General features: G+C 66.3%; 20 protein-coding genes. 15 read left to right on the top strand and 5 right to left on the bottom strand.

The features are described from left to right. Nucleotides 1–291: 291 nt before the first annotated feature. The 7 genes from ABIB38_RS18180 to ABIB38_RS18150 all read left to right on the top strand — a co-directional run bounded on the left by ABIB38_RS18180 (nucleotide 292) and on the right by ABIB38_RS18150 (nucleotide 9798). Nucleotides 292–555 carry an antitoxin Xre/MbcA/ParS toxin-binding domain-containing protein gene (locus ABIB38_RS18180; protein WP_429205975.1) on the top strand — a complete coding sequence of 88 codons (264 nt, stop codon included), beginning with the start codon at nucleotides 292–294 and terminating at the stop codon, nucleotides 553–555. Next, nucleotides 552–1118, top strand: a complete 567-nt coding sequence (locus ABIB38_RS18175; RefSeq protein WP_429205974.1) for a DNA-3-methyladenine glycosylase I — start codon at nucleotides 552–554, stop codon at nucleotides 1116–1118. Before ABIB38_RS18180 ends, ABIB38_RS18175 begins: the two co-directional genes overlap by 4 nt. Beyond that, nucleotides 1091–2803, top strand: coding sequence for an FAD-dependent 5-carboxymethylaminomethyl-2-thiouridine(34) oxidoreductase MnmC (gene mnmC, locus ABIB38_RS18170; RefSeq protein ID WP_429205972.1), 1713 nt, complete (start codon nucleotides 1091–1093; stop codon nucleotides 2801–2803). The genes ABIB38_RS18175 and mnmC overlap by 28 nt, the downstream gene beginning before the upstream one ends. Nucleotides 2804–2917: 114 nt before the next feature. After that, nucleotides 2918–3619, top strand: a complete 702-nt coding sequence (locus ABIB38_RS18165) for a sensor histidine kinase (protein ID WP_429205970.1) — start codon at nucleotides 2918–2920, stop codon at nucleotides 3617–3619. Beyond that, on the top strand, nucleotides 3616–5421 hold the full coding sequence (locus ABIB38_RS18160) for a tetratricopeptide repeat protein (protein ID WP_429205968.1): 1806 nt from the start codon (nucleotides 3616–3618) through the stop codon (nucleotides 5419–5421). Before ABIB38_RS18165 ends, ABIB38_RS18160 begins: the two co-directional genes overlap by 4 nt. Before the next feature lie 446 nt (nucleotides 5422–5867). Then, on the top strand, nucleotides 5868–8468 hold the full coding sequence (locus tag ABIB38_RS18155) for an McrB family protein (RefSeq protein WP_429205967.1): 2601 nt from the start codon (nucleotides 5868–5870) through the stop codon (nucleotides 8466–8468). Then, nucleotides 8455–9798 (top strand): McrC family protein, encoded by a 1344-nt coding sequence (locus ABIB38_RS18150; protein WP_429205966.1) that lies wholly within the window; start codon nucleotides 8455–8457, stop codon nucleotides 9796–9798. The genes ABIB38_RS18155 and ABIB38_RS18150 overlap by 14 nt, the downstream gene beginning before the upstream one ends. A gap of 25 nt (nucleotides 9799–9823) precedes the next feature. On the opposite strand, the gene ABIB38_RS18145 is transcribed toward ABIB38_RS18150, so the two are convergent. Together ABIB38_RS18145 and ABIB38_RS18140 are read right to left on the bottom strand one after the other, a co-directional pair. After that, complete coding sequence (locus tag ABIB38_RS18145; RefSeq protein ID WP_429205965.1) at nucleotides 9824–13033, bottom strand: patatin-like phospholipase family protein; 3210 nt, start codon at nucleotides 13031–13033, stop codon at nucleotides 9824–9826. Between the two features lie 108 nt (nucleotides 13034–13141). Next, the gene (locus tag ABIB38_RS18140) at nucleotides 13142–13894 is read right to left on the bottom strand and encodes a PhaM family polyhydroxyalkanoate granule multifunctional regulatory protein (protein ID WP_429205963.1); all 753 of its coding nucleotides are present in this window, start codon (nucleotides 13892–13894) and stop codon (nucleotides 13142–13144) included. Between the two features lie 263 nt (nucleotides 13895–14157). On the opposite strand from ABIB38_RS18140, the gene ABIB38_RS18135 reads away from it, so the two are divergent. From ABIB38_RS18135 to ABIB38_RS18115, 5 genes are all read left to right on the top strand, one after another. Continuing rightward, entirely contained in the window at nucleotides 14158–15297 is a 1140-nt protein-coding gene (locus ABIB38_RS18135) for a DUF3108 domain-containing protein (protein WP_429205962.1), read from the top strand. 1 nt (nucleotide 15298) lies between these two features. After that, nucleotides 15299–16069, top strand: a complete 771-nt coding sequence (locus ABIB38_RS18130; RefSeq protein WP_429205960.1) for a DUF3108 domain-containing protein — start codon at nucleotides 15299–15301, stop codon at nucleotides 16067–16069. A gap of 198 nt (nucleotides 16070–16267) precedes the next feature. Beyond that, on the top strand, nucleotides 16268–17644 hold the full coding sequence (locus tag ABIB38_RS18125; RefSeq protein ID WP_429205958.1) for a hypothetical protein: 1377 nt from the start codon (nucleotides 16268–16270) through the stop codon (nucleotides 17642–17644). Continuing rightward, nucleotides 17641–18432, top strand: coding sequence for a hypothetical protein (locus tag ABIB38_RS18120; RefSeq protein ID WP_429205957.1), 792 nt, complete (start codon nucleotides 17641–17643; stop codon nucleotides 18430–18432). Before ABIB38_RS18125 ends, ABIB38_RS18120 begins: the two co-directional genes overlap by 4 nt. An 8-nt stretch (nucleotides 18433–18440) precedes the next feature. Continuing rightward, nucleotides 18441–21263: an ATP-binding protein gene (locus tag ABIB38_RS18115; RefSeq protein ID WP_429205956.1), complete on the top strand. Its 2823-nt coding sequence runs from the start codon at nucleotides 18441–18443 to the stop codon at nucleotides 21261–21263. A gap of 199 nt (nucleotides 21264–21462) precedes the next feature. On the opposite strand, the gene ABIB38_RS18110 is transcribed toward ABIB38_RS18115, so the two are convergent. Further along, on the bottom strand, nucleotides 21463–22026 hold the full coding sequence (locus ABIB38_RS18110; RefSeq protein WP_429205954.1) for a hypothetical protein: 564 nt from the start codon (nucleotides 22024–22026) through the stop codon (nucleotides 21463–21465). Nucleotides 22027–22099: 73 nt separating this feature from the next. Here ABIB38_RS18110 and ABIB38_RS18105 point away from each other — a divergent pair, with 73 nt between their 5' ends. Both ABIB38_RS18105 and ABIB38_RS18100 read left to right on the top strand, forming a co-directional pair. Continuing rightward, complete coding sequence (locus ABIB38_RS18105) at nucleotides 22100–22282, top strand: hypothetical protein (RefSeq protein WP_429205953.1); 183 nt, start codon at nucleotides 22100–22102, stop codon at nucleotides 22280–22282. A 63-nt stretch (nucleotides 22283–22345) separates the two neighbouring features. Next, nucleotides 22346–23044, top strand: coding sequence for a YjjG family noncanonical pyrimidine nucleotidase (locus tag ABIB38_RS18100; protein ID WP_429205952.1), 699 nt, complete (start codon nucleotides 22346–22348; stop codon nucleotides 23042–23044). On the opposite strand, the gene ABIB38_RS18095 is transcribed toward ABIB38_RS18100, so the two are convergent. Continuing rightward, nucleotides 23021–23764, bottom strand: a complete 744-nt coding sequence (locus ABIB38_RS18095; protein WP_429205950.1) for a diguanylate cyclase — start codon at nucleotides 23762–23764, stop codon at nucleotides 23021–23023. The two genes, ABIB38_RS18100 and ABIB38_RS18095, sit on opposite strands and share 24 nt — an antisense overlap. A 30-nt stretch (nucleotides 23765–23794) precedes the next feature. Beyond that, nucleotides 23795–24601 (bottom strand): cache domain-containing protein, encoded by an 807-nt coding sequence (locus ABIB38_RS18090; protein ID WP_429205949.1) that lies wholly within the window; start codon nucleotides 24599–24601, stop codon nucleotides 23795–23797. 348 nt (nucleotides 24602–24949) lie between these two features. Between ABIB38_RS18090 and ABIB38_RS18085 the strand changes: the two genes are divergently transcribed. Continuing rightward, the gene (locus ABIB38_RS18085) at nucleotides 24950–25999 is read left to right on the top strand and encodes an NAD(P)-dependent alcohol dehydrogenase (RefSeq protein ID WP_429205948.1); all 1050 of its coding nucleotides are present in this window, start codon (nucleotides 24950–24952) and stop codon (nucleotides 25997–25999) included. Nucleotides 26000–26040: the final 41 nt, after the last annotated feature.

The following is a 26040-nucleotide window of genomic DNA, read 5'->3' as shown; positions in this document are numbered from 1 at the left end:
ACGTCCCCGTCATGGGATCAACCCATCCATTGGGATTCCTTTTCGCTTCAGCAATCATCCCCGGTGCCGCTGGAAATGGCAATTTTGACGTTTCTTGTCGTTTAAAAAATAGCCACATAACAATCATCTGAATCGATCGGGCCTGTCCGGTCTCGGCCCCGTCCGGGCGAGCCGGAGGCGCATCGTAGACGCATCATAGATGCCTGTCAGCGAGAACCACCCTCGATCGTCCGGCCCGGGCGCGGTATGATGCGGTCTCCACCAGCAAACCGACGCCATGACCGCGACGCCATGACCGATCCTGAACGCCTCTCTCCCGACTCCATCGCCGCGCTGCAGGCGCGCTTCGACGGCCATTCGCGCAAGGCGCAGGCCTATTACGCCGTCATGCACGAGGCGCGCAAGGTGCTCGGCAATGACGACGCCGCCGACGCCTGGATGAAGGCGCCCCAGCCGGCGCTTGGTGGACGCACGCCGGCCGAGCTGGTGGCGTCTGATCGCACCGACGAGGTCCTGGCCTGCCTGCGCGGCGCAACGCCGGGGGCGGCGCGATGACGGTCAAGCGCTGCTCGTGGGCGAATATGGCCAATCCGCGCTACATCGCCTACCACGACGACGAGTGGGGCGTGCCCTGCCACGACGAGAACACGCTGTTCGAAATGCTCAACCTCGAAGGCGCGCAGGCCGGCCTGTCGTGGGAAACGATCCTGAACAAGCGCGACACCTACCGCGCGGCCTTCGACGGCTGGGATGCGACAAAAGTCGCCGCCTATGACGAGGACAAGAAGGCCGAGCTGCTTGCCAACCCCGGCATCGTGCGCAACCGCCTGAAGGTCGCCGCCGCGATCACCAACGCCAGGGCCTATCTCGCGCTGCGCGAGCAGGGACTGACGCTCGACGACTACCTGTGGGCCTTCGTCGACGGCAAGCCGATCGTGAACGACTGGCCGGATCACGCCCGCCCGGCGCGCACCGAGCTGTCCGACCGCATCTCCAAGGATCTGTCCAAGCGCGGCTTCAAGTTCGTCGGCTCGACCATCGTCTACGCCTATATGCAGGGCGTCGGCCTGGTGGACGACCATGACCGCGAGTGCATTTGCCGCAGCAGGCGGCGCTGAACGACGAGGTTCGCATGGAAGTGCACGACCACTGGCGCGACCGCAAGCGCTACACCGTTTTCGATAGCGACCACGGCGACGGCAGCCGCTTCGCCGCACTGGTCGCGGCCTGGCGCGCCGACCCACGGCGGCCCGCGCGCCTGCACGTGGTCGCGCTCACCGACGGCTTGCAGCCGGGCTTTCACCGCATTCCCCAGGACGACAAGAACGTCACGCTCGACTTGCTGGCGGCGCCGCTCGAGACGGCGCTGGCCGAACTGAACGCCCATCCCGATTGGATTCATCTGCGCGGCGCGCAGGGCACGGCCTTCGTGCGTCCGCTGGCGCGCCTGACGGCGCTCGGCGCGCGGCTGGCGTCGCCTGGCCTGGACGACGAACAGCGCGCGGCCCTGGGCGCCCAGGGATTCGTCTTCGATGGCGACGAGGCGACCTTCTCGACCCGCAAACCGCGCCTGCCGGCGACGCCCGAACCGGACCGGCGCGCGCTGGTGCTGGGCGCCGGCCTGGCCGGCTGCGCCGCGGCGGCGCGCCTGTGCGCGCGCGGCTGGCAGGTCACGCTGGTCGAGCGTCATCCGCAGGTGGCGATGGAAGCGTCGGGCAACCTGGCCGGCATCTTCATGCCGCTGCTTTCGCGCGACGACAATGTCCCGACCCGCCTGACGCGCGCCGCTTATCTGTATGCGCTGCGCCTGTGGGAGCAGCTGGGCGGCGTCGGTCGCGCCTTCGATGGCGACGGGTGCGGCGTGCTGCAGCTGGCGCGCGATGCCGGCCATGCGGCCGTGTCGCGCGCGATCGCCGCCGACGGCAAGCTGCCGTCCGGGTTCGCGCGCTGGCTCGACCCGTTGGAGGCCGAAGCGCTGCTCGGCCTGCCCGCGCCGGATGGCGGCTGGCTGTTCCCGCAAGGCGGCTGGGCGCGCCCTGGCAGCGTGTGCGAGGCGCTGCTGGCGTCCTGCGGCGAGCGCTTGAGGCGGCGCTTCGGCGCCGGCGAGGTGAGCCTCGCGCGCGAGGGCGACGAATGGCAGGCGCGCGGCGGCGACGGCAGCGTCATCGGCCAGGCGCCGACCGTGGTGCTGGCCAGCGGCGCCGGCGCGCGCGAGATGGCGCAGACCCGTGAGCTGCCGCTGCAGGCGCTGCGTGGGCAAGTCACGCACCTGGCGCCGCAGCACGCCCCGCAACTGCCGCTGGTGCTGTGCCGCGAAGCCTACCTGACGCCGTCCGCCCACGGCGTCACCAGCGCCGGCGCCACCTATGACCTGGACGCCGATCCGCAACTGCGCGCCGCCAGCCAGGCGGAAAACGTGGCGCGCCTGCGCGGCCTGGTGTCCGATCCGCACGCCGCCGAAGGCGCGCCGCTGGCGGGCAGGGTGGGTTTCCGCTGCGTGGCGCCGGACCGGTTGCCCCTGGTCGGCCGCCTGCCGGACTTCGCCGCCCTGGGGACCACCGAAAGGTTGCGCGACGTGCCGCGCCATCCGGGCCTGTACGGCTTGCTGGGCTATGCCTCGCGCGGCCTGATCTGGGCGCCGCTGGCGGCCGAGCTGCTGGCCGCCCAGCTCGAAGGCGAGCCGCTGCCGCTCGAGATGGCCCTGGTCGATGCGCTCGATCCGGCCCGGTTCGTGCTGCGCGCCCGGCGCAACAGCCGTGTTGTTCCGGATGCGGCGCCAGACGTCGGGAATCTCGGGCCGTAACCGTTGTTGCGCCGCTGCAAACGCACGCGCGCAATCAGCATGTCGGCCCGAAATGCTGGATCCCTGCGGGTATAATTTGCCGGTAGCAATTTTTGGCCGAAAGGGCCTGTCCGGATGGAAGATTCACACCACTCGCCCGAGCTGTTCCTGTTCCTGGCGTCCACGGCGCACGACATGAAGAACTCGATCAGCGTCCTGTCCGGCACGCTCGAACGCCTGCTCGACGGCGCCTCGCCCGAGACCGAGAAGGCGTATGCGCAGATGGCGCAGATGCTGTACCAGACGCGCCGCCTGAACGACAACCTGATGCAGCTGCTGGCGCTGTACAAACAGGTCGGCAAGCCCGGCTACCCGTTCGACGTCCAGCCGATCGAAGTCGGTCAGCTGGTCGAGCAGGTGGTGGCCCTCGAGCGCGTGCTGATCGAGTCGCGCGGCGTGACGCTGGAACTGGACGTCGATCCCGAACTGATGGCCCACGTCGACGAAGACCTGATCGTGGGCGTGGTCTCGCACGCGGTCAACAACGCGCTGCACTACACGCGCGACCGCATCCGCCTGTCGGCGCGCTCGCGCGATGGCGAGCTGGAGATCCGGGTCGAAGACAATGGCGCCGGCTTTCCGCCCGTGTTGCTGGCGGCCGGCACGCCGGGCAGCGGCGACAGCGGCGTCAACTTCCTGACCAATAGCGCCGGCTTGGGCCTGTACTTCTCGGGCGAGGTGGCGCGCATGCACCGCCACCGCGAACGGTCGGGCGCGGTGCGGCTTGAAAACGGCGGCCCGCTCGGCGGCGGCTGCTTCATCCTGACCCTGCCATGAACCCGCTCGCCGCTTTCTCCAAGCCGGACCCCAGGCCGGATGATGTCAAGCCGAACGCCAAGCCGGACGTCAGGCCGGCCGCCGCGCTGGGGGGCGCGAAGCCCAAGGTGCTCGAAGAGATCGACTGGGCCAGCAAGCACTACCTGGTCGTCGACGACTTCGTCGGCATCCGCCAGCTGCTGCGCGAAAGCCTGCGCAGCCTGGGGGCCAGGAATATCGACCAGGCGTCCAGCGGCGGCGAAGCCATGGGCCTGCTCAACAAGCTGCGCTACGACGTGGTGCTGTGCGACTACAACCTGGGCGAGGGCAAGAACGGCCAGCAGGTGCTGGAAGAAGCGCGCATGCGCCATCTCCTGATGCCGTCCTCGGTGTTCGTGATGGTCTCGGCCGAGAAGAGCGTGGAGTCGGTGATGGGCGCGGCCGAGCACCAGCCGGACGCCTACCTGGTCAAGCCGATCACCGAAGGCGTGCTGCTCACGCGCCTGAACCGCGTGTGGCGCCGCAAGCAGATGTTCCGCCTGATCGACCAGGCCTTCGTCGAAAAGGATTACCTGCGCGCGGCGCGCCTGTGCGACGACCAGATCGCCGCCAGCCGGGTGCACGAGATCGAGCTGCTGCGCATGAAGGCGCGCATGCTCGAGCGCAGCGGCCAGCCGGCGCGCGCGCGCGAGGTCTACGAAAAAGTGCTGGCCCAGCGCGAATACCACTGGGCGCGCGCCGGGCTGGGCAAGATCCGCATGGCCGACGGCGATTTCGAGCAGGCGCGCCAGATGTTCCAGACCGTGATCGCCGAGAACCGCCACTACATCGACGCCTACGACCAGCTGGCGCGCGCCTACCAGGGTTTGGGCCAGCACGAAGAGGCGGCCGCGGTGCTCGAGCGCGCCGCCAAGCTGTCGCCCAACTCGGTGCCGCGCCAGCGTCACCTGGGCCAGGCCGCGCTGCGCCTGGGGAACGTGCCGATGGCCGAGAAGGCCTTCCGCAAATGCCTGGTGATCGGCGAGTATTCGATCCGCAAGGCGCCGGACGACTTCCTCGGCCTGGCGCGCGTGTGCGGCCTGAAGGGCAATACCAAGGATGCGCTGCAGCTGCTCCTCCTGGCCCAGCGCGAATTCGGCAGCGAGCACGAACACATGGCGCTGCGCGCGAAGATCACCGAAGGCCACGTCTATCACGAGAGCGGCGACTACCTGAACGCGCGCCGCGTCGGGGACGAGCTGGAGGCGATGCTGCAGGCCGATCCCAAGCGGCCCGGCACCGCGATCTGCATCGAGATGGCGACCCTGCTGTTCGCGGTCGGCGTCAAGGAGACGCCCAACGAGGTGCTGGCCCACGTGATCCGCAACAACCACGACAACACGCTGCTGCAGGACGAAGTGCAGAAGATCTTCGACCGCGCGCGCCTGTCTGACGAGGGCGCGCTCATCATCCGCACCGCGCGCAAGGAGGCGGTGGACCTGATGAACCAGGGCGTGGTGCTGTGGAAAACCGGCAAGCTGCCCGACGCCGTCGAATGGATGCGCAAGGCGCGCGAGCGGCTGCCGGACAACGTCCGGGTGCTGTTCAACGAGGTGCAGATCCTGATCTCGCACATGCAGCAGCGCGGCTACGACCCCGAACTCGAACTCGAGGCCCGTGAGGTGCTGGAGCACGTCGACGAGCTGCAGCCGGGCCAGCAGCGCTTCGCGCAGCTGATGGAGCAACTGGGCGCGCTGCAGCCGCAGCCTGAACCCGCCCAGCCGGACGCGCCGCCGGCCGCGCCATCGCCTGAAGAGGGCGAGGCGGCGCCATCGAACGCATGAAGGCCGCGCCCGTCCATTACGGGAGGCGAAAGATCGCGTTGTTAGCGTTGTTTTCGCAATACGAGCCAGTATCGGAATAAGCCGCTCCATCCGTGAGGGGCTGTAGGAACGACGTGCCGATCCGGTTCCCGGCGGCCATCCGGTACACGCCGACGTGTCCCGGCGCCGCATTGGCGGCGCGGGGACGGCACTGCTGCCGTGCACGGAGAAATTTCCACTGGCGCATACCGGCGAGACCAAGCGGTTGGTCGCGCGGAAAGGAGCGCTGACCTCGCGTACTGTCGAGACGGCCTAGCGGCGCTTGCGGGCCGCAAGTGCGCTGCCTGTCGTGCCGGGAACGGCGCACCGCATCGCCCGGTATGGCGATCAGGCGGCGCTGACTGGCATGGCATTCTTGTCATGAAGAACAATGCCTCATAATCGCAATTCACGATAACGCCGCGTTCATGAAAAGGGAAATGATGGTCGAGCTAAAAAAGCAATACGATTTGTGGAGTGAGTTCTTGACGGTGTGGCCGGAGGCGCGTCTCCGGGAAATGAAACTCGACGAATATACGAAGGCTGGTTCGAAAGACACATTCACTTACTGGATAGAAGCACGGCTGGATAAAATGGGCAGCATGTGGGGCGGCTCGGCCTTCAAGTTCGGCATTTTTTCTCGCAAGGACGTCGGGGAAAAGAGCGGTGACCAGACGCTAAGTTATTCCGCAGACTATGCGTGGTACACGGCGCTTGGGGATACCGCTGAGCAAGCCTTCGAGCAGGTCAGGCAGGGAGTTGTCCAAGTCGCACGGTACGCCGCACAAGGCGATCTCGATGCCATTGAGTCGATGGATATATTCGGTGAAGTCTACCGATGGAAGATCGCTTTCCACTATCAGGATCGGCAGAATCCACGGCTTGTTAATATATTCACGCGCGCGCCTCTCAAAGCGTTGATCGATGACAGCGCTTTCCTTGATGCAAATATGGCATCCCTGCAGCGTGCGGTCGTTGCCGACAAGCCCGAAAATATGGGGATACTTGAGTATGGACGGCTCATGTGGGAAACATGGAGTCGGCAAAACCTCGCCATTTGGAAGCTATCCCATGGCAATGGAAGCTTCACGAAAGAAGAGCAGCAACAGTATCGGGAAAAAGGGTTGGCCATGATCTATGGCGATACCGGGAAAAGCCAGGGGAAAAAATTTGAAAACGCACCGATAGGTACATTGTTTTATCTGTGCAATAGCAACAGCCCTCAACTCGTAGGCCAGTTCACCTCAGCCGCGCAATCTTCGCCGAAAGACGCTGGCTGGCTGCAGCGAAATTACCGCGTCCTGAAACTCGCTATTCGGACCGATCCATACACAGATAGCTCAAAGGGGTGGTCACCGTCCTACCGATCTACTTTCTATCAAGTTGGCAAGGACGATCTGGCGCTGTTTGACCATACGTTGTTGCAACCGTATTTTGGGATCAGTCTGGCGGAACTTGCTTCATTGGCGGGCGAGCCTCTTGACGCCATGACGGCATCGACGGTTCCAGCCGACTCAGATTTCGACACCGATGAAAAGCTGTTATCGCGCTTTGACGGCAAGGCGTCATTCAAGGAATTTCGACGCACTTGGTCCGCCGAGTACCGCGCTCTGTTTGTTCGCCTCGCGCGAGTCGTGCACGACGCCGGGCTTGATTGGTGGCATATGGGCAAAGGCGTGCAGGTCCGGTTTGGACGGAAGAATCCGCACGACAGGAAAGCTGCCGGTGTTCTGGGGGTTGTTCGCGGCAAGGAAAAGCAGAAAATCACGTGGACTCGACCGGTTGGTGAAATGGAGCAGTGCCACCGCAAGCCCTTGAGCGAAGAACTGGTGTCGACCATTGAGCGCGCGTTTGCCCAATCAAACGAAGCGCTTGACGAATGGCTGGCCGTCGACAAGGCGCGACCCGGCTGGTGGCCGGACCAGTTGGATGCAGAGTCCAACGAACCCGGATTCCTTGACGACGATGTGGAGGATGAGGACGACGAAGGCGACGAACTGCTGCCGATACCGGTTCGGCAGACCTTCAACCGGATCTATTACGGGCCGCCGGGCACCGGCAAGACGCATCAGCTTCTGCAGCTGTTAAAACAGACCTACACCACGTCGGACGACAATGGAGGAGTTGCCGAGCATTACAGTCTCGTTACTTTTCACCAGTCCTACGGGTACGAAGAGTTTGTCGAAGGACTGCGGCCGGTGCTGGACGTCAGCGCGGACGGACAGATTCGCTACGAGATTCGCCCTGGTGTATTCAAGAGACTGTGTGAGGATGCACGGCGCTTTCCTGAACAGCAGTTTGCGATGGTGATCGACGAGATCAACCGAGGGAATATCAGCAAGATTTTCGGTGAGCTGATCACGCTGATTGAAGTAGACAAGCGCGAAGGCGCGAAAAATGTGACCAAGGTGACGCTCCCTTATTCCGGCGAACAGTTTTCAATACCGGCCAACGTGGACATTATCGGGAGCATGAATACGGCTGACCGGTCGCTGGCCTTGGTCGATACGGCACTGCGCCGCCGTTTCGACTTTGTACCCCGTATGCCGAATAGCAAGGACGAAATAGACGCTCCCTTGTATGCGCTGCGCGTCACGCTTGGTGAAAAATCGATCGATATCCCCTCTCTGCTCAGTCGCATCAACCAGCGCATCGAATCGCTGTATGACCGCGACCATACGATTGGTCACGCTTACTTCATGGAGTTAGGTGACGCGCAGGACGGCATGGTCCGGTTTGAACGCTTGGAGCACATCTTCCGCAACAGGATCATCCCTCTGCTCGAAGAGTATTTCTTCGAAGACTGGGAAAAGATCCGATTGATACTGGGTGATAACCAGAAAGCAATGAGCGGTGATCAACGAACGTGCTTCATTCTCGTAGACGATGATCAGGAAGGTGAGCTGGTCCAGCTATTCGGTGCGAGTCATGGTCTGGAAGCGTTCGGCACCAGAAGGCGCTATGCGCTGAATGATCTGGCATTGTCAAACCCCGACGCCTATATCGGAATTTATCTTGGCGCGCGCTGACCAGCCACATGCTCAGGCGCGTACCCATCTCGCCATCTTCGAATTTGACGCCGTGTTTGTTGAAGGCAGCGGATCGCCAGGGCCCACGGTGCCACCTGCAGTATTCGCATGGCTCGAAAGCACCTGTCTGCAGGCCGCGGAAGAGGGTGAGACACCATGGCTCAGGTTGATACAGCGGGCCGGCCGGAGGGCTGTGCAGGTAACAAATTATGTCGGGGTCATGCGCAGTCCAGCAGGATTTCAAATTGAGGTATTGCCAAAAACAGGTCTGGCGAATGAGGGTGGCGCGAACGAAGCACGGCAGCTACTGATTGAAATGCTGTGCTGCCTCCATGGCTTTCGTCACATCAAGACCGAACGCGCGAAATTGGCTGCGGCCACAATGCCGCTGCTTGAAGTGTTCATGACAGAATTCCTGCTCGCAGTAAAACAGGTTGCCAAGCATGGCTTGCGTAGCGACTACGCGGTCAGGCAGGACAACCTTCATGCACTGCGAGGGAAGATCTTGATCAACCAGCAATTGCGGCATAACCTGACGCGCGCCGATAGATTCTTCACGGAGCATGACGAATTTTCCAGTGATCGCCCGGAGAACCGGTTACTGCACACGGCACTGCGGCGGATTCTCCCGTCACTCGCGCTGCAGGAAAACCAGCGGCTGGCGCGCGAACTGAGCTCTCTCTTCGTTGACATTCCATTGAGTACGGAGATTCAAGCCGATTTCCGCCGCGTACGCCTCGACCGAGGTATGAGCACTTATGCGGACGCACTTACTTGGGCAAAGCTGATTCTAGAGGAGTTGTCCCCGGTGACAGGAAGTGGCCGTCACGCAGCGCCTTCTCTGCTGTTCCCGATGGAGAGAGTGTTCGAGGCGTTCGTGACTAAACACATGTCGCTTCAACTGCGCAAACCAAATTACTTGAAGACGCAAATGCGTTCGCATTATCTGGTTCGTCATGATGAACAAAGCTGGTTTCGTCTCCAGCCGGACCTACTCGTGCGGGAGTCGGCAAAAGATTTCCTAGTACTCGACACCAAGTGGAAACTGTTGGACCGCCACAAAACCGGCGGCACGCTAAAGTACGGTCTGGCACAGAGCGATTTTTACCAGCTGCTGGCCTACGGTCAATCTTACCTCGATGGCCAGGGTGATGTGGTCCTGATCTATCCGCGTACCGATCTCTTCGACAGGGCACTGCCTGTTTTCAGCTTTCCCAAGACGCAGGGCCTCAGGCTCTGGGTGGTTCCTTTCTGTTTGAAGAGCCGAATGCTTGCCGTGCCTGTCGATGCTCCCTTCGCACCTTATTTCCATCCCTATAACGTCACTTGAGCAGGCATGCCAGGAGACATGCGCATCAAGCTCCGGCGCCGTCGCGGCGCCCCGGCCCATGCCGCTGCAGCAGCTGCGCGCACAGCGCCTCGATATCCGGCTCGCCGTTCGCGCGCACGGTGGCGCGCGCCGCCTCGCGCAGCGCGCAATCGACGATGTGCTCGCCCAGCGCGCGGTAGCTCTCGAACTGGGCGTCGTCGAACCACTGGTCGGCGATGCTTTCGTGCGGGTAGCCGGGATGCAGCTTGCGGTAGTTGAGCAGGTCGGCATTCTCGCTGCCGACGATGGCCGGCTTCACGTACAGGAGCACGCCGTCGGCGGCGCCGCGGTCGGCCTGGCTGTAGCGGATGTGGCCGGCCGCGCAGCTGGCGCCGCACATGCCGCTGTCGCCGATCGCGGCCAGGCGCGAGACGTCGAGGTCGATGCGCACGTGCAGGTCGGTGCCGCAGCGCCGGATCGCGTTGCCCAGGTCTTCGAACGCCAGGTAGCGGTCGCTCCCCACGTCGATCGCGATCACCAGCCGGCAGCGGCGCCGCACCAGCTCGTAGATGCCGAGGTTGTCGAAGTGGCCGCCGTCGCTCAGGTGCACGTAGGCGGCGTCGGCGTCGAGCTGGCCGAACAGCTCGGACAAGAGGCTGAACAGGCCAATCGGCGGCGAGGCGCTGGTCCAGGCGCGGCGCGCCGGATTCGGGCACCAGCGCCCCAGGCGCACGTTGAACATCGTCATCAGGAAGTTCAGGGGCGGCGACGAGTGGGCGCCCATGTTCGGGCTGGCCGCGGCGCCGGACAAGGCCACCGCCATCCCGAGCCGCACGCCGGCGTCGTCGTCCAGGCCGACGCCGGAGCGCGAGGCATACTGGTCGGTGGGCCGGTAGCAGCCCGCCGGCGCCCCCGCGCCGCCGGGCGCCACGGCGGGCTGCTCGTAACCGCACCAGCGCGGCGTGAAGGCGAACGAGGCGGTGCGCCGCGTCTGCCAGGCCAGTTCAGCGCCGCCGACCAGGTTCAGCGCGGTGTTCACGATCGGGTAGGGCCGCCCGTAGCGCAGCTCGGCCAGCAGCATGTCGTCGTTGGGGTCGAAGCCGGTGAAGGGATGCGGCTGGCGCGTGCGGTTGCCGGCGCCGAACCAGGCCCGCACCACCCGGTTGCGATACAGCATATATAGCGAGAACTTGTTGATGTCGACCCGCCAGCCGAGCAACAGGGCGGCGCCCAGGAAGGCGCCGAAGGCCAGCAGCAGGGTCGCACCGCTCGTTGCCAGGGTGGCGTCGGCATGGGCGCGCAGCACGCAAGTGAGCTCGGCCCTGGGGCAGGCGACATCCGGCAGCGCCACCGCGGCCTGCACCAGGCTGCTCAGGAGGGCGAAGATCCCGACCGTGAACACGTAGGGCGCCAGCCGCGCGACCAGTTCGAGCTTCGGGTCCGGGGCGCCGCGCGCGCCGGTCGACACGCTGCTGCCGGCCTTGAGCCCGAAGGCGGTCATCGCCAGCCAGCCGAGCAGGGTGCCCAGGTTGGACCAGGGCTCGTAGGTGAGCCAGGCCCAGTGCAACAACGGAGGAATGTAAAAGCAGGTGACGTACACAGTCAACCACAGGAGGGCGAAGATCGCGGTCCAGGCGTCCTGGCGGCTCCACCATTCGCGGCTGGCGTCGCTGTACAGGCGGCCGACCAGGCCGATCATCAGGGTCATGGTGGCGGCGAACAGCGCCATCATGAGCGGCATGCCGAAGGTGGCGAGGGCGATCGCGTCGTTCAGCACGCGCTGGCTGGCGGGATCGGGCAGCACCGCCATCCCGCCCAGCAGCAGCAGGGTGCCGAGGGTGAGCGCGCCCATCGCGCACAGGAAGTGCGACAGGCCTTCGCACAGTTCGGCGCGGGTCAGGTCGCGCAGCGGCGGGTCGGCGTGCAGCCGCGTGTAGATGGCCAGCCAGCCAGCCAGCGCCAGCAGCAGGCCGACCGTCCAGCACAGCAGCAGCGACAGCCGGGCGGCATCGACCCGCAGCAACGCCAGGATATCGGGGGCGAAGGCGCGGCCGGCTTCCAGCAGCACCAGCAGCACGCTGGCGGCGCCGGCGGCGCACACGGTATAGCCGGTGCGGCGGTAGGGGCTGGAGCGGTCATGGGCCAGGTACCAGCCGCAGGCCCAGACGATGAAATAGACCAGGCCCGGGGCCAGCAGCCAGTGCCAGCGGCCATCGAGCCCGGTCGGCAGGAAGGCCGACGGCGCCGCGCCGCCGTGGCGCCACAGGCCCAGGCTGCCGAGAAAGCCCGCCAGCAGCAGCGGCAGGTTGATGCACCACAGGACCGCGCCCTGCGACAGCGGAAAGCGGCGCATCCCGCGCGAGCTTTCCGGCTTGCTCGAAATCGACAGCGCGATGCAGAACACGGCGAACAGGAACAGCAGCACGCCGAGGATCCAGGCGATGTCGGCCAGGTGCGCCCATGGCCCGCCAGGTGCGACCACGCGGTGCACGGCCCAGACGGCAAAGCGCGGCAGCAGCAGCAGGGCGCACATCCAGGCCACCAGCATGGCCAGGTTCAGGCCCGTGTTGCGCACGTAGGTGCCGACCAGGGTCCAGGTGTCGGCGCTGAACATGCCGCCCTGCGGCGACAGGTAGTTGCTGTACTGGCGCAAAAAGCGCAGCTCGGGCGCCTCGAGGCTGCCGGCCTGCGGCGCCAGCATGGCTTCCACCCTGGCGATGTCGCCGCCGTTGGCATGCAGGCATTTCGACAGCCAGCCGCCGACGAAGCCGCCGCCGGACACGGTCGACAGGTAGTCGATGTGGCGCAGCAGGCCGCAGCGCGCCAGCGCCTGCAGGGCGCCCAGGCTGAAGGTGGCGCTGCGCACGCCGCCGCCGGACAGCGCCAGGCCGGTCAGCATGCCGCCGTGGGCGCGCTGCAAGAGGCGCTCGCGGTCGGGCGGCAAGGCGGCGTCCAGCGCGGCGCCGCGCCGCCCGTCTCCCTGCGGATCTTCCATGTCCGGACGCAGCATGTCGAGTTCGTCGCGCAGCACCTCGCCGAACAGGTGGCCGGCGGCGGCGTCGAGGCAGCGCAACAGGTCGCCGTCGATCTTGTCCGACGGCGCCAGGCCGTGGCGCTTGCGCAGCAGGGCAAAGGCGTCCTGCAACTCGGCGACGCTGCGCGCGCCGGGCGGCGGATTGCAGCCGGCGGCGGCGAGTTTACGCCGCAGGTCGTCGACCTGCGACGGCGTCAGGTGGATCAGGTCGCTCGGCAGCATGGCTCCTCCGGCTGAACGGGGACGCGGCCGGGCCGGGCAGGCCGGGCCGCCGGGTCAGTTCAGCACGGTTTGCAGGCGAGCACTACCGTTTGGATCAATGCGGCGCTCTCACGCCTTGTCGGTCTTGCCGCGCGCGCTGCGCCGGCCGGAGGGCGGATTACCGTTGCCCTGTTGGGCGTCGGCCGATTGGCCTGCGGACGGCTTGCCGGCGGCGGCGCCGGCTTGCGGGCTGTTGCCGCCGTCATCGGGCGGCGCGCCGGCCTGGTCCGGATTGGCGGCGTCCGGCGGCATGGCGCTGGCCACGGCTTGGCGGAATTGGTCTTGCAACAAATTCCACCAAGCAACGGCCGCCGGCATGGCGGCGTGCGCGGCCTCGGCGCCCTGGGGCGGCGCCGCGGTCCCGGACGCCGCCGGGGATGGCGGCGGCGCAGATGGCGGTGGCGCAGATGGCGATGGCGCTGGCGAGGCGACGCTGTCCGCGGGTTTGGCGGCGGGCGCGGCGGCTTGCGCCGCCTGGGCGAAGAATTGCGCGAACGGCGCCATGGCGGCATCGCTGGCGGCGCCGGTCTGGCTCATGGCCTGGGCCATGCTGTCGCCCATTGCCTTGAGCGTGGCCAGGGTGCCGCGCTGGATTTCCAGCGCCTGGATCGAGCCGCGCAGCATGCTCATGTTGAGGTTGAGCCAGGACTCGACCGCCTTCAGGTCGGCGATCTTCTTGTCCAGGTCGTCGACCGACAGGCCGGCGCCGGGCATCGGCATGCCGCCCATGCCGGGCATGGCGCCGGGGATGTTCATGCCGCCCCACAGGTTCTTGACGAATTCGAGCGTGTCGGTCATTCCTGGCATGGGCTGATTCAGCATCGTTGGTCTCCGGTAGTTGTGCGGCAAGCGTAGCAGATTACGCCCGGATGGGCCATGCCGGGCATGGGGCTGGAAAACGCCGGGCTTGCGCTGGACCCAAGTCGGATAACTGTCAGAAATATTGCCTGCCCAGCAAAATGCGTCTTGACGGCACGATGGAAAGTTGCGCTGCGCAAACGCACTCGGCCCGGGCGGCCCGGCTGCGCATGGCCATTCTCACCGGCGCCGTGCAAGGCCGGTCGCGCCCGCGCTACACTAGCGGTATGCAATCCGCACCACTCCTTCTTCCGCGTCGCCGCCGGCTGCTGTCGGTCGCGCTGGTGGTATTGCTGCACTGGATCGTGTTGAGCGTGCTGCTCGACGTGAACCTGTCGCTCCCGCGCCAGGCCGGAGGGGAGGGCGGCGCGGCGACCCTGCTGACGCGCGTCCTGCCGGCCGCCACGCCGCCGGCGCCGCCGCCGCCCGCGCCCTTGCCGGTGCCCGACGCGGGGCCGCCGCCCCTGCCCGTGATCCCCCCGCTGCCCGCCGAACTCGGGATGCCCGCGCAGGCCGGCGACATCACCCCTGACGTTCACGCCGCGGCCGATGGCGCGCCCGCAGGCGCCGGCATCGCGCCGGCGGCGCCGGCGCCGCCACCGGAGACGACGGCCGCTCCCACGCCTTCCGTTCCGGAAACGCCGGCGCCACCGGCCGAACCGGCCGCCCCGGCAGTGCCGGAAATCCGCCGCTACCAGGTCGACATGCCGCCCCCGGCCACGATCACGCTGGACGTCGCCCGTACCGACAAGGACGGCGCCGAATGGTCGGGCGAGGCCATGCTGGCCTGGCAATTCAACGACGACACCTACAGGATCCAGGTCGAAGCCGGCATCCGGGTCGTGTTTACGCGGGTCAACCTGGTGGTCTTGCACAGCGAGGGCGCGGTGGCCGCCACCGGCTTCGCGCCGATCAAGATGACGGAAAAGCGGCGCGGCCGCTCGCTCACCGCCACCCATTTCAACTGGGGAGAGAACAAGCTGACCTTCTCGGCGTCGCAGGCGGCCTATCCGCTGGCGCCCGGCGCCCAGGACAAGGCCAGCATCCCGCTGCAGCTGTCGGCCATCGCGCGCGGCGACCCCAAGCAATTGAGCAGCGATATCGACATCCTTGTCGGCGAAGACCGCGACGCCAGCGTTTACCGGTTCAAGCTGGTGGGGCAGGAAGAGATCGACACCCGGCTCGGCAAGCTGCACACCTGGCACCTGACCCGCCCGCCGCTGCCCGGCTCGTACAAGTCGACGCTCGACATCTGGCTGGCCCCGCAACATGGCTGGTATCCGGTGCGGATTCGCAATACGGAGGCGAATGGAGCAGTAACCACGCAAACAGTGAATAATATCGTCTTGAACCATTCAGGATTTTGATATGCTTCTAGACAACATTCGACAAGCCGGCGTGGCATGCACGCTGGCGCTCGCCCTGGGCAGTGCCGGCGCCCAGACCGCAAATCCGTCGGCGACGGCGCATCCAGCCGTCAAGCGCGCCTTCGAGTTGCCGCCATCGGCCGACCTGCACTATGACCTGAGCGCGCGCCAGCGCGGCCTGTCGCTCAAGGGCGACGCCACGGTCGCATGGCGCGCCGGCGACGGCAAGTACGACCTGGGTGTCGAATCGCGCGTGGCCCTCCTCGGCACCCTGCTCGAGAACCGCAGCCAGGGCGCCATCGACGAGTTCGGCCTGGCCCCGGTGGAATTTACCGAAAAGCGCATGCGCAAGGACCCGACCTCGATCACCTTCGACCGTGGCGAAAAAGTCATGCGCTTCTCGGAGGGCGACAAGACCTATCCGCTCAAGGGCGGCGAGCAGGACCGCGTATCGATCACCTGGCAGCTGGCGGCCGTCGCGCGCGCCGCCGGCGACAAGTTCAAGCCCGGCTCGGAATGGCCGTTCTTCGTGGCCGGCCGCAGCAGCGCCGAGGCCTGGACCTTCAAGGTGATCAAGCGCGAGAAGGTCAAGACCGGGCTGGGCCAGGTCGATGCCGTGCTGGTGAGCCGCGCGGCGCTGCCGGGCAGCCGCGACCAGAGCGTCGAGGTGTGGCTGGCGCCGGCGCACGAATGGTATCCGGTCAAGATCCGCTTCACCGAAGGCGACAAGGAAACCATCGAGCAGACGCTCAAGAGTATTGCCAAGCCGTAACTCTCATCTGTGTCTTTCCCGCAATTGTCGGCCCCTGATCGGGGTTGGCAATCGCTGACTGGCCAGTCCAGCCTGTTATACTGACGCCCCCGCGAAGCCGGTCGGGCCTGTCAGTACGTTCATGTAGATATTGTCAACATCGTCAATATCGGTCATGCCAGGCCCGTCTCGACCGCGCACGAGAGACTGGTAACAACGATGATCGATCCCCTTGCCGGCGCGGCCCTCGCTGCCGACTCCCCGGCCTTAGCGCCGGAACTTGATCCGCTGCAAGCACACTTCCAGGAAGGCGTCGCGCCCGACGAAATCGAGCAGGTCTTCCACCTCAAGCGTGCCCAGCCGATGCTGTCGGCCTTCACGGCCCTGTTCCACGGCTCCCAGGATGGCGTGCTGGTGCGCCTGCTCGTCCTGCGCGAACTGGCCGGCGACACCGCCAGCTCGGCGTTTTCGCGCGCCGACATCAACCAGAAGCTGGCCTACCTGATTCCCGAAAGCCTGGAGACGGTGCTCAACCGCCTGCGCGGCCACGGCCTGCTGGCCTGGGACGCCCCGGGCGCGGTGTACCGCATCACGCCGCTGGCGCGCAACGTGCTGTCCGCGCTCGAGACCCTGCTGGCGCTGGGCAAGCCCGAAGACGACGACGCCGAGATGGGCTTCCTGCTGTCGCAGGTGGCCGGCGCCCAGGCGGTCGGCGGCGTCACTGTCGACCAGCTCAAGCACCTGCTGGGCCGCCTGATCGAGCTGACCGAGGAATTTCGCGACGCGATCGCCTCCGGCTCCGAGTTTCGCCTGCGCACCTCGCAGGCCAAGTGGCACATGGCCTGCGACTGGGTGGAGAAGGGCTCGGTCATCCTGCGCGCCATTACCTCGGACGAGCGCGCCGATTCCGCCACCCACCGCGCGGCCCAGGCCATCGGCAGGGCACAAAGCGCGCTCCTTAACATGCAAGGCATGTTTTCCCGTGCGCTGAACCAGATCGAGCGCCAGCGCGTGCACCTGGGCCAGTCCGGCCTGTCGACCACCGACGTCAAGCGCTGGCTGCTGGCCCATGACGACCTGGCGAGCCTGGCCTCGGGCGCGATCGACCGCCCGGTGACGCCGCTGTTCGCCACCCCGGCCGAGATGATCGACGTGGCCGAGACCGAGCTCCTGGCCGAGCGCGTGATCTCGACCGGCCCCAAGGGCCTGCCGAGCGGCCAGGACGCGCCGCTGACGATCAACGACAGCCCGGCCATGATGGTCGAGCTGAACGACTGGATCAACAAGCTGTCCGACTTCGCCAACCTGGGCAACTTCCCCGAGTTTTCGGAAGTCGGCCCGCGTCGGGTGCAGCTGCATGAATCGCTGCTGCCGGCCAGCTTCGCCCTGGCGTCCTACCGCGCCTCGCTGCTGCCGCTCTTGGGCGATGCGGCCGAGGCCAGCCTGCAGGGCGCGACCGCCGAGCTGGCGCGCCTGCCGCTCGCCTTCGAGGCCCAGGACCAGATGATCGAACTCGACGACCCCGAAGTGGCGGCCATGTCGGTCGCTACCCTCTCCCTCAATCCAGATCACCCTTCGGACGGCACGCCCACATGAATGACGATGCACAAATCCTGATCGCGCGCCTGCTGACGCACCAGACCCTGCGCCGCGACGACAAGATGGTCAAGCGCGCGCTGTCGGACGACCAGTTCCGCGCCGAAGTCGACAAGCGCCTGCTCGAATCGGGCCTCAAACTGCTCGACAACGTGTACGCCGACCACGTGACCGTGGCCCTGCACCGCAACGTCGAGCCGAAGATCTTCGGCGCCAAGGACATCTGGCAGAACAATAACTTCGGCCTGACCCGCGACGGCGTGGCCCTGCTGGTAGTGCTGTGGGCCCAGATCATCCTGCCCAAGCGCGAGCGCCAGGAAACCCACACCACGGTGGACGACGACCAGAACGACATGTTCGAGAAGGAGTCGCCGATCCCGCGCGCCGAAGACGCGTCGATCGGCATCTCGTACACCGCGCTGCTGTCGGACTTCGGCGACAAGCTCGGCAAGAAGACCCGCATGGACATGAACCTGGGCGTGCTGTCCAAGCTGGGCTTCATCGAACGGCGCGGCGACGTGATCCTGGAAGGCCCGCTGCTGGACCTGATGATGGACACCGACGTGCTCAAGGAGCGCATCATCAACGGCGCGCTGTCCGAAGTGTTCAAGCGCGCGCCGCTGGCAGCCGCTCCGCGCAGGGTGGCCGCGGTCGACGCGCCCGAGGCCGAAGCCGCCAACGATGCGGTGGCGCTCGAGCAGCCCGATGCGGCCGATGGTGTGGCCAGTGATGTGGCCAATGATGTGGCCAATGAGGCAGCCAATGAAGCAACCGATACCCCGAACTGAGATAGCCGATGTTCCACATTAAATCACTCGAACTGGTCCACTGGGATTACTGGCAGCGGATCAAGAACATCCCGCTGGACGCCAAGATCATCACGATCGCCGGCCAGAACGGCTCGGGCAAGACCACGCTGCTCGACGCGATGCGCACCCTGTTCGGCCTCGATTGCTCGATGGGCCGCACGTACAAGCACTATGCGCGCCACTCGGGCCAGCAAAGCGCCTGGCTGCGCGCCGTGGTCGACAACAAGCCGGTCGGACGCCAGCTGTCGAACCGCCCGTTCCGCCATTCGGGCTTTTTCTCGGACGACGAGGTGACGCTGTTCTGCCAGGTGCAGAAGAACGGCGGCGACTGGAAGCGCCAGTACCTGATGCGTCCGGGTAACGTCGAGATCGAGGAAGTGACCGAAGCCACCGACTGGCTGGGCGTCGAGAACTACCGCAAACGCCTGGCCTCGGCAGGCCTGTCGCCGGCGATGTCGAAGGTGCTGGCGCTGGAGCAGGGCGAGACGGACAAGCTGTGCGAATACGCGCCGCGCCAGTTGCTGGACCTGGTGTTCCAGGTCTTCGGCGACAAGGAAGTGCTGGACGCCTACGACGAAGCCAAGCGCCACCAGCGCGACACCGAGGTCGAGCTCAAACGCTTCGAGACCGAACTCGAAACCTCGCGCACCAACCTGGAGGGGCTGCGCCTGCGCGTGGCCAACCACCACCAGTGGTCCGACCTGAACAAGGAACGGCGCGCGCTGCAGGAAGAAGTGCTGCCGGCGCTGCAATACCACGAGGCGCGCGAAAAGGCCGCCGGCAACAGCCGCATGCTGCGCGAGGCGAAAAAGCCGCTGGTGCAGGCCGACGGCCAGCTGGCCGAGAAGCGCAGCCAGTTGGCAAGCCAGCAGCGCTCGCTCACCGAGGCCCAGAAGCAGGAAGCCGCGCTGGAGCAGGAAGGCACGGAACTGGCCAAGCGCCTGTCCGAGGTGAACACGCGCTTGAAGCCCCTGGAAAGCCTGCTCGAGCAGCGCGACCGCCTGCAAAAGCTGGCCGCGGACGCCGGCGCCGACATCGCCGAAGTGGCCAGGAAGCTGGAAGAAAAAGAAGCCGAGCTGGCGCGCCAGAAGAGCGCGCGCGAAGCGGTATCGAGCAAGATCGCGGGCGAGATGGCGACCATCTCCGCGCTGCAGGGCAAGACCTCGATGCCGGAGCCGGAAGCGCAGCGCCTGATGCGCCGCGCGCTGCGCGACGAGGGCATCGCCCACGCCATGCTGTCGGACATCGTCGAGGTGACCGATCCGAAATGGCAGGGCGCGGTCGAGGGCGTGCTGGGCGGCTACGCCTCGGTGGTGCTGCTGGAGAACGCGAAAGATGCGCCGGCGGCCTACCGGCTGGCGGAGAAGGAACGCTATCGCCACTTCATCGTGCCCGATTGCGTCAATGCGCCGGTGGTGAAGGACGACAGCCTGCTGTCGGTGGTGCGTTTCTCCGGTAAAGCGCCGGGCTGGCTGATCGACCAGCTCGAACGCATCGAGCGCGTCGACTCGGTCGACGACGGCTTCAAGAGCCGCTCGGACGAATGGATCACGCCGGACGCCTACCACCGCGAACGCCGCGGCGGCCGCTCGCTGTTCGTCGAGGCGTCGCGCTACCGCTTCGGCGCGGCCGGCAAGACCCAGCGCCTGGAAGCGATCCAGAAGCTGATGCCGGCGCTGGAAAAGAAAGAGGACGAGCTGACCCTCGCGATCTCGAAGCTGGCCGCCGAAGTGGGCGGCCTGAAGGCGCGCATCGCCGGCGTCGACGCCGCCAAGGAGCTGTCGGCGCGCCAGGAAGAATTCGACGAAGCCGCGCGCGCGATTGCGCCCCTCAAGGCCGAGCGCATGGAAGTGGGCGCGCGCCTGGGCGAGCTGCAGACCCTGAGCAAGGACGCCACGGTGGCGCGCACCCGCGCCGACACCGTGTGGCAGAACGCGCGCATGGCGCTGTCGGAAGCCGAAGCCGGCATGCGCCTGAACCATCGGCGCCAGATCGAGCAGCGCAGCGAGCACGCCAAGGCGCTGCTGGAGCTGCGCCGCGGCTGGCGCGCGGTGCCCGTCGCCTGGAAGAACCCCAACTGGCGCGGCGACCTGGTGGCCAAGCACCAGAACGCGCACCAGGTCAACCTGCGTCTCGGTTCGCTCGAGCATTCGCTGGCGCGCGAGGACTGGGAGCTGGATCCGACCGTGATCGACCAGTACGCGCGCCTGCACGAGCAGCTGGAAAGCCGCCAGAGCGAGACCGAGGAGCGCCGCTACCAGAACAACCGCGCGATCGAGGCCACCGGCAATGCGCGCGGGGCCTACATCGAGCGCCTGCGCTACACGATCAAGACCTATACCAAGAACATCCGCGAACTGGGTTCGCTGGCCGGCATCGACGTGCAGGCCGACCCGGTGCGGCTGGAGAACGACGACGTGCAGCTGTCCCAGGCGGGCCTGCACGTGCGCTTCAAGTTCGACGGCAAGGACCAGATCGGGATGAACGACGGCGAAGCCTCGGGCGGCCAGCAGGTGATGAAGTCGCTGGTCTTGCTGATCGGTCTGTTGAAATCCGAAGAAGGCTCGGGCGGTTTCGTGTTCATCGACGAACCGTTCGCGCACCTGGACATCAGGAATATCCAGCTGGTCGGCGAGTTCCTGAAGAACACCGACGCCCAGTACCTGATGACGACGCCGCTGACGCACAACACCGACGTCTACGATCCTTCGGAACTGACGCTCATCACGAGCAAGAAGAAGAAGGACATGCAGTGGGCGCAGCCGATCTTCGTGCTGCAGCGGAGAAAAGAAGGGGCGAAGGCCGCGTAACGAAAAAGGGATCCGTGGTGGATCCCTTTTTCGTTATTGGTCGCGTGCGTGGTGGGCTACGGACCTGGGTTCCCGCCTTCGCGGGAACGACGTTGTCTTGATTCGCACGCTGATCGTGCGATGATGAATTCGGACACGTACTCGAGCACGTCGTTCCCGCGAAGGCGGGAACCCAAGGATGCCCGCATACCGCGCACGATCAAACCTGGTCGATCGCCTTGCGCGCCCGCCGCCGCCAGCGCAGCAGCGCCGCCGAATAGTAGCCGAAGTAACCGGCCGTGATCCCCACGCACAGCATGGTGAGCGGGCTGTCGGTCAGCCGTGGGGTGGGGATGCCCTTGCCCTGGTTGGCATACACTTCGATGCCGATGTACAGCAGGCGCGCCACCAGGATCATCGCCATCACCAGTCCCAGGCGCGCGGGCGGCGTGAAGAAGTAGCCCTGCGGGGTTTCCTCGAACCGGGTCAATTTCAGCCCCCAGACGGCGTAGCCGATGCCGCCGCCGGCGCCGACCACCAGCGCCGCCAGGTTATAGGGCGTGTCGAACAGCTGCGCCAGCGGCACCAGGATCATCGCGCCGAACACCAGCACGCCGGTGTAGTGGCGCGAGACGATCGAGCGCTGGCGCTGCATCCGGGTCTTGATGCGGCTGTAGATGCGCCACACCAGCAGCGGGGTCAGGACGAGCAGGGCCAGGGTGGTGATCGACAATTCCATGTGCGGCAAGAAGGCTGTGTTCAGGAAGAATGCATTGTAGCCCACGGCCGGCGCGCGCCGTCCCGCCGGGCAGCATGATAAGGTAGCTCGAACCGCATTCCTGCCAGGAGACCACATCATGCACGCAGTTCGACACGAGCTTCGCAAGCCGCCGCGCTTGCCCGTCCACGCCCACCGCGCCCCCGATCCGGCGCCGATCGAAGAACCGATGCCCGAGCCCTTCGACACGCCGCACCCGCACCACCAGCCGGTGCACCTGCCGAACGACGAGGAACCGGTGCCCGATCACAAGCCGAGCTGAGCCGCACCGCGTCCGGGGGAGCGTGCTACCATGAAGTAACAGTTGCACTCTCCTCCCGACGTCATGAAACACCGACTTTTCCTGTTCGACCTCGACGACACCCTGCTCGATTTCCGCGCCTCCGAACAGCGCTCCTTTCTGCGCACCATGGAGCAACTCGGCGTGCGCGAGCAGGTCGGCGACTTGTTCCGGCAATACCAGGCGACCAATCTCGCGCTGTGGCGCCGCTTCGAACAGGGCGCCGTCACCAAGGACTTCCTCAAGGTCGAGCGCTTTCGCAAGACCTTCGCGGACAACGGCATCGAGCTCGATCCGCAGCGCGCCAGCGACCTGTACGTCGAATCGCTGGCCGACACCGTGGTGCTGGTCGACGGCGCCGTCCAGCTGTGCGACACCCTGGCCGGCATCGGCGAAGTGGGCATCATCACCAACGGCGCCCACCAGATCCAGCACCGCCGCATCGCCAGTTCGGGGCTCAAGCCCCACCTGTCCTTCGTCGCCACCTCCGAAGCCTGCGGCTTCGCCAAGCCCGACAGCCGCTTCTTCGAGTTCACCAGCAAGATGGCGCGCAGCTTCGCCAGGCACGAGACCGTGATCGTCGGCGACCGCCTGGACGCCGACATCCTCGGCGCCAACCGTTTCGGCATCGAGAGCTGCTGGTTCAATCCCGGCCGCCTGGCCAACGACTCGCAGGCGATCCCGAGCTGCGAGGTCGCCAGCCTGCACGACATCGTCGCCTCACTGCGCGGCCTGGCCGCCTGACGCCGAAGGTGCGCAGCCGTCGCCGCAGACGCGGTTGCGGCCGCGGCGCTTGGCTTCGTACAGCTGCCGGTCCGCGCGGGCGACGAGGTCGCGCGCGTCCGTGGGCGCGACCAGCGCGGCCACGCCCAGGCTGGCGCTGACCATGCCGAGCGGCGACTCCCGGTGCGGCAGGCGCAGCGCCATGATCTCGGCGCGGATCCGCTCCGCCACGGCGGTCGCGCCGGCCAGGTCGGTATGCGGCAGGATGATGGCGAATTCCTCGCCGCCATAGCGCGCCGCCAGGTCGCCGTTGCGGTTGACCTGCCTGGCCAGCATGCGGCCCACCTCCTGCAGGCAGGCGTCGCCGGCCGGATGGCCATAGTGGTCGTTGAACTTCTTGAAGAAGTCGACGTCGAGCAGGATCAGCGCCAGCGGGTTGTTGCCGCGCGCCGCGCGCGCCAGCTCCTGCGCGAGCACCTCGTCGAAGCGGCGCCGGTTGGCCAGCCGCGTCAGCGTGTCGGTATGGGCCAGCTGCTGCAGGCCGAGATTGTCGCGCCGCAGGTCTTGCGAATAGGCGCGCAGCTTCTGGTCGAGCCGGTCGCGGATGATGAATTGCCCGATCAGCTTGCGGGCGAAGAGGGCGAACGTGGCGGCGATCAGGAAGACCGCCGCGCCGATCAGGATGCTGGCGCGTTTCCAGGGGCCGAGCAGCTCGTCCTTGGCCTGGCCGACGGCGATCACGAAGGCAGAGTCGTCGACCCGCCGGTAACTCTACAACCGCTCGATATGGTCGACCCGGGCGACCAGGAAGTCCGAGCCGACCGCGTTTTCCCCGATGGCCCGGAATATCGCGCCGCGCGCCTGGTTGGTGCCGATCAGCCGGTCGTCGAAAGGGCGGCGGTAGACCACCGTGCCGTCCTGCAGGGCGAGCAGCACCGTGCCGGTCTTTCCGACATCCAGCTCGTCGTAGAGGCGATCGAAGGAATTCACCTTCAGGGTCACCAGCGCCACGCCGGCAAAGCTGCCGTCGGGGTGGTCGATGCGGCGCGAGATCGGCAGCACCCAGACCCCGGTGGAGCGACTGCGGACCGGATGACCCACATGGATGTCGCGGCCGGCATCGGTGCGGTGGTGCTCGAAATAGGCGCGGTCCGAATTGTCGCCCTGGCGCGTTCCGGTCAGCGAGGACGCGAGCCAGCGGCCGTCGGCGGCAAACACGAAGATCCCGTGCAGCTCGGGCGCGGTCCTGGCCAGCACCACCAGGTGGGCTTGCAGCCGCTTCAGCGCGGCCGCGTCGGCGCCGTCGTGCTCCACCCGTTCGACCACGTTCGCCAGGGCCATGGTGGTGGCCTTCATCGCGATCTCGACCTGGACGCCGACCATGCGCGCCACGTTCGCGGTCGCCACTTCGGTCTGCCGGATCTGCGCATGCCGCGACGACCAGATGAACCAGGCCGCGAACGCGACCAGCACGCAGCAGCCCAGGGCGGTGGCCGCCACCACCAGGCGCACGACCGGACGCCGCTTGCCGCTCAGGTGCTCGACGTGGTGATCCAGGTTGTCGATGGATGAGTTCAATGCGCCTCGCCGGAAGATGGTTGCGATGCTCGGCCGAAAATTGTGCCACTGGAAAAGGAACCCTGTCGCCGGAGTGCTCTGGCAGGCATGGGTTTGCCTGATCCTGGACGGTCAGGGGAATTGCGATGAACGATGCGGCTTTGCCCGGATAGCCCAGCCATGAACCGCGTCGGCTGGCGTGTCCGTCCAGCCAAGTGTAGTTAATTCATGAGAAAAATTCATAAGCCCAGTCAAAATTGGGCCGGTTCTGGTCATGAATTTGCGGATAACATGTTTTCCTGACAAATCGCGTGATGCGCACCGCTGGCACTCTCGCGTCGGCCACCCTATTCAAATACGGAAAACCCCATGACAGTCAAAGCCTATGGCGCGCATGCCGCCGACCAACCCCTGGAAATGCTGGAAATCACCCGCCGCGCACCAGGCGCGCACGACGTCCAGATCGACATCGACTTCTGCGGCGTCTGCCACTCCGACCTGCACACGGTGCGCGCCGAATGGGCCGGCACCTTGTACCCTTGCGTGCCGGGCCACGAGATCGTCGGCCGCGTGACGGCGGTCGGCGCCCACGTCACCAGCCACCAGGTCGGCGACCTGGTCGGCGTCGGCTGCATGGTCGACAGCTGCAAGGCCTGCGCGGACTGCGGCGAAGGCCTCGAGAACTATTGCGACAATATGGTCGGCACCTACAATGGCCCGACCCCGGACGCGCCGGGCCACACGCTGGGCGGCTATGCGCAGCAGATCGTGGTCGACGAGCGCTTCGTGCTGCGCGTGCGCCATCCGCAGGAGCAGTTGGCGGCCGTGGCGCCGCTGCTGTGCGCCGGCATCACCACCTGGTCGCCGCTGCGCCACTGGAACGCCGGTCCCGGCAAGCGCGTCGGCATCGTCGGCATCGGCGGCCTGGGCCACATGGGCATCAAGCTGGCCCACGCCCTGGGCGCGCACGTGGTCGCCTTCACCACCTCGGAATCGAAGCGCCAGGATGCCCTGAACCTGGGCGCCGACGAAGTCGTGGTCTCGAAGGATGCCGGCGCGATGGCGGCCCAGGCCCGGCGCCTGGACCTGATCATCAACACGGTCGCCGCGCCGCACGACCTGGACGCCTTCCTCGGCCTGCTCAAGCGCGACGGCACCATGGTGCTGGTCGGCGCGCCCGAGTCGCCGCATCCGTCGCCGCAGGTATTCAACCTGATCACGAAGCGCCGCGCGATCGCCGGCTCGATGATCGGGGGCATTCCGGAAACCCAGGAAATGCTCGACTTCTGCGCCGAGCACGGCATCGTGGCCGACATCGAAATGATCCGCGCCGACGACATCAACGGCGCCTACGAGCGTATGCTCAAGGGCGACGTCAAGTACCGCTTCGTGATCGACAACGCCACCCTGGCCGCCTGAACCATCGGCGGGCCCGCCGGATGGTCGGCACGCCATCCCGA

Origin of the sequence: Massilia sp. UYP11 (assembly GCF_050434805.1) — a bacterium.
GTDB lineage: Bacteria > Pseudomonadota > Gammaproteobacteria > Burkholderiales > Burkholderiaceae_D > Telluria.
This window is presented reverse-complemented; position numbering and strand designations above follow the sequence as displayed.